Annotated in this window: 16 protein-coding genes; all 16 read left to right on the top strand. The window is 44.2% G+C overall.

Going from position 1 to position 16,052, the window contains the following annotated elements:
• Positions 1 to 34: 34 nt before the first annotated feature.
• Complete coding sequence (locus tag EYB58_RS13000) at positions 35 to 1,072, top strand: SDR family oxidoreductase (protein WP_111957055.1); 1,038 nt, start codon at positions 35 to 37, stop codon at positions 1,070 to 1,072.
• Complete coding sequence (locus EYB58_RS12995; protein ID WP_170299791.1) at positions 1,072 to 2,298, top strand: TIGR03790 family protein; 1,227 nt, start codon at positions 1,072 to 1,074, stop codon at positions 2,296 to 2,298. The genes EYB58_RS13000 and EYB58_RS12995 overlap by 1 nt, the downstream gene beginning before the upstream one ends.
• Before the next feature lie 120 nt (positions 2,299 to 2,418).
• Positions 2,419 to 3,366, top strand: a complete 948-nt coding sequence (locus EYB58_RS23990) for a GumC family protein (protein WP_242637349.1) — start codon at positions 2,419 to 2,421, stop codon at positions 3,364 to 3,366.
• A gap of 43 nt (positions 3,367 to 3,409) precedes the next feature.
• Complete coding sequence (locus EYB58_RS23985; protein WP_242637348.1) at positions 3,410 to 4,039, top strand: GNVR domain-containing protein; 630 nt, start codon at positions 3,410 to 3,412, stop codon at positions 4,037 to 4,039.
• A 149-nt stretch (positions 4,040 to 4,188) separates the two neighbouring features.
• Positions 4,189 to 5,043, top strand: a complete 855-nt coding sequence (locus EYB58_RS12985; RefSeq protein ID WP_111957051.1) for a polysaccharide biosynthesis tyrosine autokinase — start codon at positions 4,189 to 4,191, stop codon at positions 5,041 to 5,043.
• Between the two features lie 8 nt (positions 5,044 to 5,051).
• Complete coding sequence (locus EYB58_RS23225) at positions 5,052 to 5,225, top strand: hypothetical protein (RefSeq protein WP_163354424.1); 174 nt, start codon at positions 5,052 to 5,054, stop codon at positions 5,223 to 5,225.
• Between the two features lie 4 nt (positions 5,226 to 5,229).
• Complete coding sequence (locus EYB58_RS12980; RefSeq protein WP_111957049.1) at positions 5,230 to 6,621, top strand: TIGR03013 family XrtA/PEP-CTERM system glycosyltransferase; 1,392 nt, start codon at positions 5,230 to 5,232, stop codon at positions 6,619 to 6,621.
• 117 nt (positions 6,622 to 6,738) lie between these two features.
• Positions 6,739 to 7,338: a polysaccharide biosynthesis/export family protein gene (locus EYB58_RS12975; RefSeq protein ID WP_111957047.1), complete on the top strand. Its 600-nt coding sequence runs from the start codon at positions 6,739 to 6,741 to the stop codon at positions 7,336 to 7,338.
• A 35-nt stretch (positions 7,339 to 7,373) separates the two neighbouring features.
• Entirely contained in the window at positions 7,374 to 8,801 is a 1,428-nt protein-coding gene (locus EYB58_RS12970; RefSeq protein ID WP_111957045.1) for a porin family protein, read from the top strand.
• A gap of 168 nt (positions 8,802 to 8,969) precedes the next feature.
• Complete coding sequence (locus EYB58_RS12965) at positions 8,970 to 9,605, top strand: exosortase C-terminal domain/associated protein EpsI (RefSeq protein WP_111957043.1); 636 nt, start codon at positions 8,970 to 8,972, stop codon at positions 9,603 to 9,605.
• Between the two features lie 4 nt (positions 9,606 to 9,609).
• Positions 9,610 to 10,455 carry an exosortase/archaeosortase family protein gene (locus tag EYB58_RS12960; protein WP_111957140.1) on the top strand — a complete coding sequence of 282 codons (846 nt, stop codon included), beginning with the start codon at positions 9,610 to 9,612 and terminating at the stop codon, positions 10,453 to 10,455.
• A complete protein-coding gene (locus EYB58_RS12955) occupies positions 10,421 to 11,293 on the top strand; it encodes an XrtA system polysaccharide deacetylase (protein WP_111957041.1) in 873 nt (290 codons plus the stop codon). Before EYB58_RS12960 ends, EYB58_RS12955 begins: the two co-directional genes overlap by 35 nt.
• A gap of 53 nt (positions 11,294 to 11,346) precedes the next feature.
• On the top strand, positions 11,347 to 12,636 hold the full coding sequence (locus EYB58_RS12950; protein WP_111957039.1) for a nucleotide sugar dehydrogenase: 1,290 nt from the start codon (positions 11,347 to 11,349) through the stop codon (positions 12,634 to 12,636).
• A gap of 9 nt (positions 12,637 to 12,645) precedes the next feature.
• Positions 12,646 to 13,737, top strand: coding sequence for a non-hydrolyzing UDP-N-acetylglucosamine 2-epimerase (gene wecB / locus EYB58_RS12945; RefSeq protein ID WP_111957037.1), 1,092 nt, complete (start codon positions 12,646 to 12,648; stop codon positions 13,735 to 13,737).
• The gene (locus tag EYB58_RS12940; protein WP_163354422.1) at positions 13,686 to 14,783 is read left to right on the top strand and encodes a GNAT family N-acetyltransferase; all 1,098 of its coding nucleotides are present in this window, start codon (positions 13,686 to 13,688) and stop codon (positions 14,781 to 14,783) included. Before wecB ends, EYB58_RS12940 begins: the two co-directional genes overlap by 52 nt.
• Positions 14,780 to 16,045, top strand: a complete 1,266-nt coding sequence (locus EYB58_RS12935; RefSeq protein WP_111957033.1) for a TIGR03087 family PEP-CTERM/XrtA system glycosyltransferase — start codon at positions 14,780 to 14,782, stop codon at positions 16,043 to 16,045. Before EYB58_RS12940 ends, EYB58_RS12935 begins: the two co-directional genes overlap by 4 nt.
• Positions 16,046 to 16,052: the final 7 nt, after the last annotated feature.

Raw genomic sequence — 16,052 nt, 5'->3', positions numbered from 1 at the left:
TGATCGACATACATCAAACATCAAGGACACACATATGCGTTTTACATTAATTCAGCAAAATTTGAAAGAGAATCCAAAAGCTTGGCTGATCACCGGATGCGCCGGGTTCATTGGCTCAAATCTTCTGGAAACCCTGCTTAATCTTGGGCAGACAGTGACCGGCTTGGATAATTTTTCCACAGGATTTCAGCATAATCTGGACCAGGTCAAAGAGGCCGTGGGTCCTAATGCATGGCAGAAATTTTCTTTTATTGAAGGGGATATCACCAATGCCGGCACCTGCGCGGCTGCTTGCAAAGGGCAGGACTATGTACTTCACCAGGCCGCCTTAGGTTCCGTCCCCCGGTCTGTTGCTGATCCCTTGACCACCAATGAAAACAATATTACAGGCTTTTTAAATATGCTGACCGCAGCCCGTGACGCGGACGTAAAACGGTTTGTATATGCTGCGTCAAGTTCCACCTATGGGGATCATCCAACACTTCCCAAAAAAGAAGAGAATATCGGCAACCCTCTTTCCCCCTATGCCGTGACAAAGCTGGTCAATGAGTTATACGCCCGGGTGTTTGCTTCCACCTACGGGTTTAAAAGCATCGGGTTGCGGTATTTTAATGTGTTTGGCCGCCGCCAGGATCCTAATGGGGCTTATGCCGCAGTAATTCCTTTATGGTTTGGAGCTTTAATCCGTAAAAACACGGTTTATATAAATGGCGACGGTGAAACCAGCCGGGATTTTTGTTTCATCGATAATTGCGTTCAGGCCAATCTGCTGGCAGCAACGGCCGGGGAAAACGCCGCCGACCAGGTATATAATGTTGCGTTTGGGCAGCACACCACGTTAAATCAGCTGTTTTCATTGATCCGTGACCGGGTGACCGAAATACTGCCGGACCGCGTCGGCGTAACTCCGGAATACAGGGACTTCAGACCGGGAGATGTTCGTCATTCCCTGGCAGATATATCCAAGGCCCGGGAGCTTCTGGAATACAGCCCGCAGTACTCGGTTGAGGCCGGCCTTGATATGGCCGCAGCCTGGTACATGAACCACTTAATTAAACCGGAAAAGGCATAATGCGCGTTTCTATTGGCATTTTTGCAGCCTTCCTTTTTTTATTAAGCGTTTACGTCATGCCGGCGTTGGCTTTGGTTCCAGATGAAGTGCTTGTTATTGCCAATCGCAATGCCTCTAAAAGCAAGGGCCTTGCCTCCTGGTACATGCAGAAACGGCAAATTCCCAAGGAAAACCTGCTGCTGGTATTTGTCACGGACAAAGAAACCTGTTCACGCGAAACTTATTTGAAAAAAATCGTTCCGCCGGTTCGCCGCGCCCTGGACAAGAATCGAAAAATCAGTGCCATTGTCACCATGTATGGACTTCCGCTAAAAATTTCTTCGCCTGGGATGACAAAAAAAGAACAGGCCCGGATGGACCGATTGACAGTGCAAAAGAAAAGGTTTGATGCGCTGAAAGAAAAAAACGAGCCGTTAACTGAAGAGCAAAAAAAGACACTGAACCAGGTAAATAAAAAAATTAAACAGCTCAAAACTTCCACGGATAAAGCGGCATCCCTTGATTCTGAATTAATGCTTATTAAAAAAGAGCACTACAAGCTTAATTTCTGGCTGCCCAATCCTTTCTTTCTGCCATGGCGGTCCCAGAAAACGGCCATTGATAAATCAGACGTTATCATGGTCAGCCGTTTGGACGGTGCTGACGCGAGCATTGTCAAACGGATTGTAAATGACAGCATTGAAGCTGAAACAAAGGGTTTGTCCGGTACGGCCTACTTTGATGCCAGATGGAAAGACCCTGGTCAAAAAAAAGTTTCCGGATATGGGCTTTATGATAAATCCATTCATAATGCAGCGGGACGTTTGAAAAAAGAGGGGGTTACCGTGGTGCTGGACGACAAGCAGAGTTTGTTTCAGCCCGGAGACTGCCCCAATGCTGCCCTTTACTGCGGGTGGTACAGCCTGGCCAAGTATGTGGATTCCTTTACCTGGGAAAAAGGCGCTGTGGGATTTCATATTGCAAGCTCGGAATGCGCTACTCTAAAAGGTAAAAACAGTCATGTCTGGTGCAAAAAAATGCTGGATAACGGCATTGCCGCCACCATCGGGCCTGTGGGAGAACCCTATGTCCAGTCTTTCCCGCTGCCGGAGGTTTTTTTTAATTTTCTGACCCAGGGAAAACTGACCTTAGCCGAATCCTATTTGGTCAGTCTGCCGTACCTGTCCTGGAAACAGGTGCTTGTGGGGGATCCGTTGTATCGAATAAAAATAAACAATTCATTGTAATGGGAAATAGCCTAAATACAAATGCCTTTTTACGTGCAATAAAACATTGACAAAAAAAACAAAATCTGATAAATTCATGTTTTACGATAAAAATTATTTCAGTTTCACTCAGGAATGAATATGACAGACCCGTTCCAATCTCAAGCTCAAATCAAACCCGACTATATCATTGACGTCCTTATCCGAGGGCGCTGGTTTTTGATTGTTCCGTTGTGCATTTCATTGACATTGGGGCTTGGGATGACACTGACAGCGAATAAAACATACGAGGCTGGCACAATGATCCTTGTTCAGCCCCAGCGGGTTCCCACATCCTATATAAGATCTGTTGTCTCTTCCAGTATCGGCGAGCGGATCAGTACCATCTCTCAGCAGGTGCTGAGCCGCAGTAATCTTGAGCAGATCATTGAGCAATTTGGTCTGTTCGAAGATAGTAGCGGTATGTACCAGGAAGATAAAATAGAGAGCTTGAGAAAACGGATCAAGGTTAAAATTGAACGCGCCAGAGGAAGTTCAGAAGCCTTTTCCATTTTTTTCACCGGCAGTGAGCCTCAGCGGGTAATGCGAATTGCCAATACCCTGGCGTCATATTTTATGGATGAGAACCTCAAAGTCCGGGAGGCCCAGGCCATAGGCACCAGTGAGTTCCTTGACTCAGAGTTGGATAAAACCCAAAAACGGCTTGAGGAAAAAGAGCAGAAACTTGCGGCGTTCAGAGCAAAGTATCTTGGCGGTTTACCTGATGAGTTGGAAACCAACTTGCGTACTTTGGATCGCATACAAAAACAAGTCACTGATAAAGCAATGCTTTTGAGAGAAGTCAACAACGCCATGAGCCAACTTGATTCCCAGATTTCATCCATGGCTGATAGAAGTGGTGATTCCGGCTTTGGTGGTGATGATTTCCAAGGTTTTGATTTTGATGAGTCCGGGGAAGAGGGTAATTCTGCCCTCCAGGCTGCTCAAGCAAAATATGAAGCGCTTTTGCTTCGATATACTGAAAAGCATCCGGATGTCAAAAGAGTAAAAAGAACTATAGAAAAATATCGAAGCTGCAAAAGAGAATGAGGATCATTCCTCAGCCGAGTCAGAGGAAGATACCCTGCCTGATATGGGCTGGGATCCTGTGGCACCTTTGCGGTCGCAGCGAGATCAACTCGTCGCTGAGGCGAATAATATTAAAGCTGAAGTCTCAGCGCTTCAGGAAAAAATGAAGATTTATCAGCAGCGCGTTGAAGATACCCCCAAACGAGAACTGGAACTTCAATCACTTCAGCGGGACTACAGCAATATTCAGGGAGTATACAGCTCTCTCTTGGATAGAAAACTGGAAGCCGAATTGTCCGTCAACATGGAAAAAAAACAAAAAGGGGAGCAGTTCCGGATTCTAGATCATGCCCGCCTGCCGGAAAAGCCAATTTCTCCCAATGTAAAAATGATGTTTTTGTTATCTATCGCCGGGGGACTTGGATTGGGCGGAGGTGTCCTTTTTTTGAAAGAGTTGCTTAACTTCTCTGTCATTCGGCGGGATGATCAGGTCGAAACCCAGTTAGGACTGCCGATTCTGGCATCAATCCCCCCCCTGGAAAAACCGGGTGACAGGACGAAACAAAAAGTTGAATGGGTAGTGTTCATTTGTTGTTGCAGCTATAGTGCTGTGTTCCTGGCATTTTTTGCAACATTGAATCAGAAAGGTCTGGACCGAACAATCACTTTCATAAAAACAACACTCAATTTATGATGCCAGCAATTTTAATTTTATTCTCGCACAAAGTCTCAAAGGGGCAAGTGACCACACAATTGAATAAAAAATTTTTGGTGTCTTTATGCGAGTTTTTCGACTAAAGATTCATGTTTAGAATTGCTGTTATAATGCCGGGGATATAAGTTTTGGGAAAAATATTTAGGGCGCTTGAAAAAGCAGGAAATAAGTTAACACCGGGGGAAAAATCGGCATCGAGTGATGATACCGCTATGGTCTCTGATGATTCAGACACCCAGGTTTCTGAATTATCAGAGACGACAGTTCAACCCTTCTCTATACACGCAAACCCAGATCTTGTCACAGCCGCCACCCCCCATTCGCCGGTTTCGGAGCAATTTAGGCTATTAAAAAACAATATTTTGTTTCCTGAAAAAGGGAATCCGCCCAAAACCATCATGGTGACAAGCGCCTCTCCCAATGAAGGTAAATCCTTTGTGGCGGCCAATCTTGCCGTAAGTATAGCTCAGAGTATTGATGAGTATGTTCTTCTCATGGATTGCGATCTGAGATCTCCTACGATCCATACGTTTTTTGGTTATGAAGGTAAAGAGCAGGGTTTGAGCGATTACCTATCAAATAAGATACCATTATCTTCGGTTCTTAAAAAAACATCTATAAATAAATTAACTATTTTAACGGCAGGGCAGATTCCGTCTAATCCATCAGAGCTTTTGTCTTCTGATCAGATGCGTCGCCTGCTCCATGAGGTCAAACTTCGTTACAATGACAGGTATATCATTATTGATACGCCCCCCCCATATATGACGTCCAAAGCCAATGTAATGGCCCGGTTCGTAGATGGCATTATTCTGATTATCCGCCAGGGAAAAACACGGACTAAGGAGGTTACGGACATTCTGGATATTTACGGCCGTGAAAAGATCTTGGGGGTTGTTACGAATTTTTCAAAGAAAAAACTTGGATATGGATATGGCTATAATAAAATCGGTCATGGATACGGATATCATCAGCAGCAATAATTAGGGCCATGGAAAAAATAAACCCCAACATATGGTTTGTCTTTTTACCCGTCGTCTTCGTTGCATCAATGGGTGAATATTTCAAGAATCTCTCATTGATGCGCCTTGGATACGAAAAAAAAGCCCTTGCCCTATTCGTGGATTTTAAACTTTCCGTGGCGCTTAAAATGGGGGCTTCCTGAAAAAATGCTTAGCATTTTACGCCAATATTTCCCTGTCAGAAACATGTTATTTTTTTTTCTGGAAGGGTGCGTTATTTTCAGCTGTTTTCTTTTATCAACAGCCCTTTTAACCTTTTCTAATTCATACTGGTTTGATCTGATTCTGATTCTAAGAATACTTCTTATTACCGCTATCCTACAAACCTGTTTGTATTATAATGACCTTTATGATTTTGATATTGCGTCACAGATCCCAGAGATTATAATCCGCCTGCTTCAGTCCCTGGGGGTTGCTTCCATCCTCCTGGCCTGTGTCTACTTTCTTTTTCCTATAGTTATTCTGGACCAGAAAATTTATATTTTAAGCATATTTATTCTAATTTTTTTCATTATTTTCTGGCGGGTCGGTTATCTTCATATTCTTAACAAAGGGATATTTAACCAGCGTATTATCATTCTTGGCTCCAGCAAGCTGGCCAAGGATATCTATAAAAAAATTACGAATACCATAGACTGCGGCTATACAGTATATGCTGTTATTCCTGATGACCTTGACAAAGAGACGGATAAACTGCCTGAAAATTTGGTGGTGGATCAAAAAAACGAAACGCTTTGTGAGATTTCTAAGGCACACAATATAAACAAAATAATTGTGGCGCTTAAGGAGAAAAGGGGGCGGTTTCCAACCCAGGAGCTTATTCAATGCAGGACTGAAGGCATTGATATAATTTCAGGCAGCTCTTTTTATGAACTGCTGACCGGAAAGGTCTTGGTTCGGGAGATAGAACCGTCATGGCTGATTTTTTCCAAAGGGTTCCAGAAATCATGGTTTAAGGCGAGTATGAAGCGGATGCAGGATATTATTTTGTCTTTAATTCTCCTGACACTTCTGTCGCCTTTGCTTATATTGGTTGCCATTCTGATCAAGCTGGATTCAAAAGGTCCGGTTCTTTTTTCCCAGGACCGGGTTGGCGGTGGTAAAAAAGAATATATGATGCATAAATTCCGTTCCATGGTGCAGGATGCTGAAGAATTAACTGGGCCGGTATGGGCCGGTGATAACGATAATCGGATCACACGGGTGGGACGCGTCATAAGGAAATACAGGATAGATGAACTGCCCCAGTTGTGGGAGGTCCTCATGGGCTCCATGAGCCTTGTGGGTCCCCGTCCTGAACGCAAATATTTTACGGATCAACTGGAAAAAGAAATTCCTTTTTATACCCAGCGATTCAATGTAAAACCAGGGCTTACGGGTTGGGCCCAAGTCTGTTACGATTACGGGGCAACCGTGGAAGATGCCGTGGAAAAGCTCAATTATGAACTTTTTTATATTAAAAATATGTCTCTTGTTCTGGATGTAGTCATTCTTTTAAAAACTGTTAAAACAGTTCTATTCGGCAAAGGCGCAAGGTAAGACTATAGAAACCGGCAGACAAGGTTTTTAGTTTTAATCGGTCATAAAAATTAGGAAATCTGTAGTGTAGACAGATTTCAAAAAGGTATTAATCGATGTAATCGAGGGGGCGGAGCCATGTTTAAAATTAATTCAATAAAATGTTTTTTTTGTTCCTTTTTCATATTGTTGGCCGTCTATTTTTATCTGGCAGAAAATGTTGTTGCGGCAAACAGCACTGAGTCATCTACCGATGGGGATTATAAAATCGGCGTCGGAGATGTTCTGCAAGTGACAACATGGAAAGAAGAAGATCTGACATTTGAGAACGTGTTTGTCCGAAATGACGGTAAAATAACCATCCCTCTGCTGGATGATATCCAGGCCGAAGGCCGCACTACAATGCAGTTGAAAAAAATCATTGAAACCGGACTGGCTGACTTTGTGGAGGCACCAACTGTCACTGTCGTCCTGGCAAACCCGGGAAGCCAGAAATATTACATTCTTGGTGAAGTCGTGGGCGTGGGAGAATACCCTTTAATTAAAAAATTGACTGTTGTACAGGCGTTTGCTTTGGCCAAAGGATTTAGTGAATGGGCATCCAAGGATGAGATTCTCCTGTACCGCAAGGAAAACGGAAAGGAACAGATGATCAAAATTGATTATGACGATATTACGGACGGCGAGCTTGGAAATGATGTCCAGCTTAAGGCCGACGATATCATCATTGTTCCTTGAACTTGCGATCTTTTCAGCAAATCAAAAGGTATCTCATGAAATTGTCCATGATTACTCCCCATGCATTTTTTTTGGCTGCTGCGACCTGTCTTCTGCTGCCGGTCTCATTTGTTCAGGCCAGGATGGTTACCCAGCTTGTGCCGACCCTGACAGTTACTGAGGAGTATCAGGATAACTTTTTTCAAACCGAGACCGACCCGTTTGAAGAGTGGACCACGTCCTATGAACTTGAATTTTCATTAGGATTTTTAAGCAAAAGAAGTAAAATTTATCTGGAGTACAATCCGGAGTATACGGACTATAAAAATTTGAATGAAAGGGACAGCCTGGACCATAACGCTAGTTTTTCTGCCGACTATCAGGTCACAAAACATACCTCTGCCAAGGCAGATATAAGCTATGACGGGCATGACGGAAACAATACCGGAGAGTCCTGGGAGCATTCTGCAAGTGCATCTGTTGACAGCCAATTAACAAAAACGGTTAAAACGTCTCTTATCTATGACTATTCAAACAGCTTTGACCAGCAGGTCAGAACTGGAGAGTACAAGGAGCACCAGACGAATAACGTCATTACCTCCATCCGTAAGGCATTTGGGCCCCGAAACAATATGGGAGCAAATTTTTCTTACGAAACAGATAACTATCAAAATTCAGACGCCGATGAATACGAAAGCTATGAACCCAGCGCCTTTCTAACTTATTGGTTTACCCGGAGGAACGGCGTTGAAACCAATCTGGAATATGAGGGCAAAAAATTCGACACGGCTGCCGGGAATGATTACGAAACCATTGCCGGGGATATTCGGTACATCCGGATGTTCACCCGACATTTTGACGGATATGTCAAGTACCGTCATTATACTTCTGACAGGGAAGATGGGGATCATGTCATTTATCATCCGTCTGTAGGTTTTGACTGGGATATAACAGAAGACTCCGGTGTTTCAATAGGCGTTGGCATCCTTTTCAATGAATGGGACAATGACAATGAGGATTCGGCAGACCCGTTTGTGGATTTCAACATCTACAAGGTGTTTAATTTCAGCCCCAAAGGATCGTTATATATCACCGCCAGCAGTTCATATGACGAATCTGATGAGGAGGCCGCAAGTTTGGGTTACAACACGAACTACCAGGCGGGGTTTTATTTGAGTTATATGTTGGCAAGACGTTTGTCCTCCCAGCTGTTTGGTTCTTACGAGCTTCAGCAGTTCGAGGAGACCCTAGTAAACCGCCAGGACGACACCTACGAAATCGGCGGCGGTTTAACATGGAATCCATTGAAATGGCTCCAGGTAAGTGCCAATGCCACCCATACAAATTATAAAACTGATGCTGCCTCACGAGATAATTACAAAAACAATACCATTACCGTTTCTGTTCGTTTTGTCCCGGAAAAGCCTATCCGGCCGGATAAGATACTATCCAGAAAAAGCCTTGAAACAGAACTTTTTGATTAGTGTTTGAACGAACAGTCATCTATCTGCGGCGTTTCAATAAAACATTTTAGTTTAAAAACTCACACAAAGATACAAAGAGTTTGCTTGGTTTTATAGCCCTTTGTGCCTTTGAAACTTTGTGTGAGAATAAATTAGAATCGCCGCTTATCCAGAAAGAGCTTTGAAAAATTGTCACTAAAACACACTGCCATTATCGTAATCATTCTTATTTCGGCCGCCGGTCTGACAACGCTATTTGCACACTCAGAACGTATCAAACCGAACCGCCCATTCAGTCAATTTCCCCTTGAAATTGGCCCCTGGCGGGGTGTAGCCAATCAAATGGATGAAAAAGTGTATAATATTCTGGGTGTTGAAGACTATATTATGGCGGACTTCAGCAAAGACCCGGGCCAGGCTGTAAATCTTTATGTGGGATTTTATCAAAGCCAGAGCAAAGGCGACCTGATTCACTCACCCAAAAATTGCATGCCCGGTGCAGGGTGGAATATCGTCCAAAGTTCTGCCATTCCCATTAACTTGCCCAAGAGTGGCAAAACAATAAAAATTGCAAAACTTTTGTTAGCCAAAGGGGGACAAAAGCAGGTGGTTTATTACTGGTTCCAGTCTCGGGGCAGAATTATCAATTCAGAATACATGCAGAAAATCTGGCTGGTGGTGGATTCAATCACAAAAAAACGTACGGACGGCTCCTTTGTCCGCTTGATTGCGCCGGTCATAAAAGATGAAACTGCGGCCGAAATTCTTTTAACGCAATTTGCAGATGATATTTTTCCGACCCTCAATCAATTTATCCCAAATTAACTTTATGAAATCAAAGCAAATTATCCAGACCTTTTTGATTGCTGCCGCATTTGTCTTGCTGTACTGGTCGACCTTAAAGGACCTCATAGGGGATTGGTTTAATGATCCTAATTTTTCCCACGGCTTTCTTATTCCCTTTGTTGCCGGCTATATGGTCTGGTACCGCCAGAATTATCTGCGCCAGGTTCCATGTAAATCGTCAATATCAGGTATTTTCATCATTATTTTCGGTATGATGGTATATATGGCGGGTAACCTTGGCGCAGAATTGTTTTTAATGCGGACATCCATGATTATTACTCTGGCCGGAATCATAGCGTTCAGCTTTGGGACGCCCATGCTCAAAGCAGTTGCTGTGCCGCTGTGCTATCTGATCATGATGATTCCCATTCCAGCCATTATCTGGAACAAAATCGCTTTTCCTCTTCAGCTTTTTGCTGCCGGGATTTCCTCGGAAACAATCAGCATGATCGGCATCCCGGTGTTCAGGGAGGGCAATATCCTTCACCTGGCCAATACCTCCCTGGAAGTGGTAGATGCCTGTTCGGGTATCCGTTCATTGACCTCCCTGCTGGCCCTGACCGGGGCGTTCGCTTTTTTATCCCATGTCAGTCAGTGGAAAAAATGGGTGATATTTTTATCCGCCATTCCCATTGCTGTGGCCACGAATGTTCTCCGGCTGACCATTACCGGCATGCTGGCGGCCTGGGTCGGCCCGGAAGCCGCCCATGGATTTCTTCATGACATGTCCGGCTTAATCATCTTTGGCACAGCTCTTGTTCTGGTTTATCTTTTATTTATTTTATTGGTTAAAATTGGCAAAAAAACCCGCAATACTTCTGACAATTGATGTAGAAGACTGGTTTCAGGTTGAAAATTTCAAGTCATATATTGACTTTTCAACCTGGAATTCTTTTGAACTCCGGGTGGAAAAGAATACCCATCTGATCCTGGATATGCTGGATGCCTTTTCTTTCAAACCTAAAGCCACCTTTTTTATTCTTGGTTGGATTGCAGAAAGGCTACCTAATTTAGTCAGGCAAATTAGGCATCGCGGCCATGAAGTCGCGTCCCACGGAGGCAACCACCACCTGTGTACGGCTCTGGATAGAAATCAGTTGGCCCGGGACCTTTTGACCAGCAAAAAACGGCTTGAAGATATAACAGGCCAGGCCATTTATGGATATAGAGCTCCAAGCTTCGCCATTAACGACCAGGTTCTGGAGATGATCAAGCAGGCAGGGTTCCTGTACGATTCCAGTTATAACTCTTTTTCAGCCCATGGCAGATACGGCAGCATAGATCTGTCAAAAGCGATAAAAAACGGCGGAAGCTACCAACTGGATAACCATTTTTTTGAACTGCCGGTCAGCAACCTGCGCCTATGCAACAAAACCATCCCTTTAGGCGGCGGCGGGTATTTTAGGTTGTATCCAACCTCTTTTTTCAAGCAGGGCATAAAAGTTGTTTTGAAAAAAAATAACACCTTTGTTTTTTATGCCCATCCATGGGAATTTGATCCGGACCAACCAAAAGTCCACCAAGCATCACGGGGGTTCAAGTTCAGGCATTATATCAACCTGAGCAAAACACAGGGCAAATTACAAAAAATAATTAACGCATTTACTAACTGCGATTTTATTACATGCCAACGCTATCTTGATAGTATAGGAATTTCCACTTTCTAATAGCTAACGGCTAACAGCCCGCCTGAAGGGCGATAATTTAAGGATAAATCAGATTGGGAAAAGATACGAAAATAGCTGTTGTCGGTCTTGGTTATGTCGGCCTGCCTTTGGCCGTGCATTTTGGCACAAAATATCCAACCATTGGATTTGATTTAAAACAGTCCATTGTGGACAACAGTATAGCCCACAAAGATCCCACCGGGGAAGTCTCAAAAGCAGAGTTTGAAAGCGCCATATATTTTACCCCAACCACTGATCCCAAGCTCATTTCTGATGCTGATATTATTGTGGTGGCGGTCCCAACACCCATAGATAAAGCAAGACGACCAGACCTTTATCCGGTGGAAAGCGCCTCTATGACAGTGGGAAAGGTGATGAAAAAAGGGTGCATTGTTATATTTGAATCCACAGTATATCCCGGCGTCACAGAAGACATTTGCGTGCCGATTCTGGAAAAAGAGTCCGGCATGACCTGGAAAAAAGATTTCCATGTTGGATACTCTCCGGAAAGAATCAATCCCGGGGATAAGGAACATACGCTTACTAAAATAGTTAAAGTGGTGTCTGGCGACGATGAAGAGACCCTTGAAACTGTAGCGACTCTCTATGAATCCATCGTGGAAGCGGGCGTACACCGGACCTGTACCATTAAAGAAGCGGAGGCCGCCAAAGTTATTGAAAATACCCAGCGTGATTTAAATATAGCACTAATGAATGAACTGGCCCTGATATTTGACCGGCTTGGTATTGATACAAAAAATGTTCTTGAGGCGGCAGGATCTAAATGGAATTTCCTGAAGTTCTTCCCCGGCCTTGTGGGCGGTCATTGTATCGGGGTTGATCCCTACTATCTGACATTTAAAGCAGAAAGCGAAGGATATCATCCTGAAGTTATTCTGGCTGGCCGCAGAATCAACGATGGAATGGGTAAATTTGTCGTGGAAAAAGCTGTTAAAATGATGATTGCCTCCTCTCAGTCTGTCAAAGGGACCAAAGTTGGTGTTCTTGGGCTTACCTTCAAAGAAGATTGCCCGGATTTGAGAAACACCCGCGTCATTGACATCGTCAGGGAACTTGAATCCTACGGCTGTGAAGTTTTGGTTCATGATCCCATGGCTGATCCAGAGGCATCCAGCCAATATTATAATGTCGAGCTTAAACCCTGGGATGCGTTGACGGATTTAGGGGCATTAATTCTGGCTGTCCCCCATGCCTGGTATAGAGAGCAGCCGTTGAAAGCACTCACTGATAAATTGAATCCCATGGGCGGCCTTATAGATGTAAAAAGTATTCTGGACGTCAAAGAAGTCAAAAAAGCCGGTGTTCCATTCTGGCGCTTGTAAGGAGAGCCAATGATTAAAATTATGCTGATTGCCGGGGCCCGTCCCAATTTTATGAAAATTGCGCCCATTGCCCGATCTTTTGATAAAACCAATGAAATTGAATATAAGATTCTGCATACAGGTCAACATTATGACCAGAACATGAGTGATATCTTTTTTGAAGAGCTTGGTATCAGAAACCCGGATTATCATCTGGGTTCCGGTGGTGGGACCCATGCGCAGCAGACGGCTAAAATTATGGTGGAGTTTGAAGCCATATGTGAAAAGGACCGCCCCGATTTAGTTGTGGTCGTCGGGGATGTGAATTCAACCCTGGCCTGCTCCATTGTTGCCAAGAAGATGCATATTAAAGTGGCCCATGTTGAAGCCGGTCTGCGCAGTTTTGATCTTACCATGCCTGAGGAAATCAATCGCATGGTCACAGATTCAATTTCCGATCTTTTTTTTGTCACTGAAGAACAGGGGATGGTCAATCTCAAGAAAGAGGGCAAACCTGATTCAGCAGTTCACTTTGTCGGGCATGTAATGATTGATAATTTGTATTATCAACTCTCAAAACTGGAAAAAATGCCTTCGGAAACATTTAAAACAACTGAATATAAACAGCAGCATACCAGATATGGTGTAGTAACGCTTCACCGGCCTTCAAATGTCGATGATAAAAATACCCTGGAAGCGGTGATTGATTCCCTGTCCAGCATCTCCAGGACGCTTCCTTTAATTTTCCCGATTCATCCAAGAACACGGAAAAACCTTGAAACGTTTGGTATCAAACCGGCAGAAAACATCACCCTTACAGATCCGTTGTCCTATATGGAATTTCTAAATCTCTGGAAAGATTCCGTAGTTGCGTTGACGGATTCCGGCGGGCTTCAGGAAGAGACAACCGCTCTTGGGGTTCCCTGCCTCACCTTAAGAAAAAATACGGAAAGACCCATTACGGTTACCCAAGGCACCAACGAACTGGTTGGAACCTCAAAAAAAAAATTGATGGTTAATTTTGAAAAAATCATGGCAGGCAACTGGAAAACCGGTAGGAAACCCGATTTGTGGGATGGCCGGGCCGCCGAAAGGATTACGGATATCATCCTGGCTCCCTGATGAGGTTTCATTTAACAATAAAGGCAGCGACGGTTTCAGATAAAGAGGCTTGGGATAATTATGTTCTTTCCCATTCAAACGGTATTGCCTACCAGCTTTTCGCATGGAAAGAAGCCGTTGAAAAAGCCTATAAATTCGAGACCTGTTACCTTATGGCGCGGGACAACCGCCGGATAAAAGGCGTTTTACCGCTGATAATTTTCAAATTGCCTTTTTCTAAAAAGAAACTGATATCCCTGCCCTACTGTGATGCAGGAGGACCTTTGGCAGATGACACCTTAATTGAAAGCGCATTATTTCAAAAATCATTAGAGATAGCTCAGTCCGCTAAGGTGTCCATAAGATCCACCAGGCCATTTTCAGGTCTCCCTTCGGAAACGACGATCAATCAGCAAAAGGCAAGAATGCTTCTTAACCTTCCTGATGGTTCAGATCTACTTCTTGCCGGGTTAAAGGCAAAAGTTCGCAGCCAGGTAAAAAAAGCACACAAAAACGGCCTGACATCAACCCTGGGATTTTTGGATTTACTGTCTGATTTTTATTCGGTTTTTTCCGAAAATATGAGGGATCTGGGGTCTCCGGTCCACAGCAGAAAATGGATACATGCCATTCTCAAATGTTACGGAAACCGGGCACATGTTGCCGTTGTTTACACCTCGTCCGGGGAGCCGGCCGCTGCCGGAATGATCCTGTGCCATCCCAGGGTCGTGTCCATCCCATGGGCTTCTTCCCTGCGTCGGTTCAACAAACTTAATCCCAACATGATGCTTTACTGGACTTTTTTAAAGTTTGCTGCAGACAATGGTTATCCGGCCTTTGATTTTGGCAGATCCACGCCTGATGAGGGTACCTTTCGTTTTAAAAGACAATGGGGTGCCTATCCGGAATATCTTCATTGGGCCGATTTTAAACAGGCCCGCCAACTATCGGTTCCCGGTTCTTCTATTTCAAGAAATAGAAGACTTGCTGAATCTTTTATCATGCACCTGCCCGTCTGTGCCGCGACAGCCTTGGGAACAGCGGTCAGAAAATATATCCCTTTATGAAGATTCTCTATCTGGCCCACAGGGTTCCCTATCCTCCGAATAAAGGAGATAAAATTCGGACATTTAATGAAATCAAGAGCCTGGGCCAAAACCATGATATTGATTTGCTTGCATTGGCAGATGATCCAAACGATCTACCCCATAAAAAAAACCTGGAAAACTATTGCAACAGAGTTAAGCTATTTGGTCTGAATATCTGGAAATCCAAGATATTCAGCTTGATCGGCCTGGCAATCCCGTCCAGGCCGTTGTCTGTCTCGTATTTTTATAACAAAAAGCTTCAGACCTGCCTGGATCAATGGATGACCGAGAAGACTTACGATGCCATTCTCTGCTTTTCATCCCCCATGGCGGAATATCTGTTTCGTTGCCCAGTGCTCAAAGAAACGCTTAACCCGTGCAAGCCTCTGTCAAACGGCTCACGGCCGGTCCTTATCATGGATTTTTGTGATGTGGACTCCCAAAAGTGGCATCAATATGCTGCAAACAGCCGTTTCCCACTGAATCTGGTTTATGGTGTTGAAAGTCGGCGTCTTTTAGAATACGAAAAAAAAATCAATCGTTTATTCCATCATTCTGTCTTTGTCTCAACCCATGAGGTTGATGTATTCATCAACCTGAATAAAAAGGCCCAAAACCTGACAGCCATTCCTAATGGGGTGGATCATGATTATTTCTCTCTGGATGCCCGGTTTGAATCTGTTCCGCTCAGGGAAACAGAGGGGCAGAAGGTTCTGGTTTTTACCGGGGCCATGGATTATTACGCAAACGTGGAAGGCGTTTCCTGGTTTTGCCGAAAAATTTTTCCCAGAATAAGATCAGAACATCCGGATGTTCTGTTTTATATCGTAGGCAGCAATCCGGGTCCGGAGGTTAAAGCCCTGGAAAATCAGCAAGGGGTCCGGGTAACCGGGTTTGTGGACGACATCCGGCCCTATTACCGGGGGGCAGATGTCTGCGTCATCCCTTTGCGTATTGCTGCAGGTGTCCAGAACAAGGTTTTGGAAGCCATTGCCATGGCCCGCCCGGTTGTCACTACTGGGAAAGCGCTTGAAGGGATCAAGGGAAAACCTGACGTACATGTCCTGATCGAAGATGATCCAAAACATTTTGCCGATAAAGTTGTTCAATTGCTGAACAGTAAAGAAAAAGGAACGGTTTTAGCCGGTAATGCCCGGGATTTTATTCTTGAAAATTATAACTGGCAGACTAATATAACGGCTCTGGAACGTCTACTCCCATTGGAACCTGCGGCCAATTGATCAAAGG

It is taken from the genome of Desulfobacter hydrogenophilus (genome assembly GCF_004319545.1).
In the GTDB taxonomy this organism is placed as follows: Bacteria; Desulfobacterota; Desulfobacteria; order Desulfobacterales; family Desulfobacteraceae; genus Desulfobacter; species Desulfobacter hydrogenophilus.
The sequence above is the reverse complement of the archived record's forward strand: the minus strand, read 5'-3'. Positions and strand labels throughout refer to the sequence as shown.

Excerpts from the sequence above, each read along its gene's own strand:
- EYB58_RS13000 (WP_111957055.1), top strand. The coding sequence starts at position 35 with ATGCGTTTTACATTAATTCAGCAAAATTTGAAAGAGAATCCAAAAGCT.
- EYB58_RS12995 (WP_170299791.1), top strand. The coding sequence starts at position 1,072 with ATGCGCGTTTCTATTGGCATTTTTGCAGCCTTCCTTTTTTTATTAAGC.
- EYB58_RS23990 (WP_242637349.1), top strand. The coding sequence starts at position 2,419 with ATGACAGACCCGTTCCAATCTCAAGCTCAAATCAAACCCGACTATATC.
- EYB58_RS23985 (WP_242637348.1), top strand. The coding sequence starts at position 3,410 with ATGGGCTGGGATCCTGTGGCACCTTTGCGGTCGCAGCGAGATCAACTC.
- EYB58_RS23225 (WP_163354424.1), top strand. The coding sequence starts at position 5,052 with ATGGAAAAAATAAACCCCAACATATGGTTTGTCTTTTTACCCGTCGTC.
- EYB58_RS12980 (WP_111957049.1), top strand. The coding sequence starts at position 5,230 with ATGCTTAGCATTTTACGCCAATATTTCCCTGTCAGAAACATGTTATTT.
- EYB58_RS12975 (WP_111957047.1), top strand. The coding sequence starts at position 6,739 with ATGTTTAAAATTAATTCAATAAAATGTTTTTTTTGTTCCTTTTTCATA.
- EYB58_RS12970 (WP_111957045.1), top strand. The coding sequence starts at position 7,374 with ATGAAATTGTCCATGATTACTCCCCATGCATTTTTTTTGGCTGCTGCG.
- EYB58_RS12960 (WP_111957140.1), top strand. The coding sequence starts at position 9,610 with ATGAAATCAAAGCAAATTATCCAGACCTTTTTGATTGCTGCCGCATTT.
- wecB (WP_111957037.1), top strand. The coding sequence starts at position 12,646 with ATGATTAAAATTATGCTGATTGCCGGGGCCCGTCCCAATTTTATGAAA.
- EYB58_RS12935 (WP_111957033.1), top strand. The coding sequence starts at position 14,780 with ATGAAGATTCTCTATCTGGCCCACAGGGTTCCCTATCCTCCGAATAAA.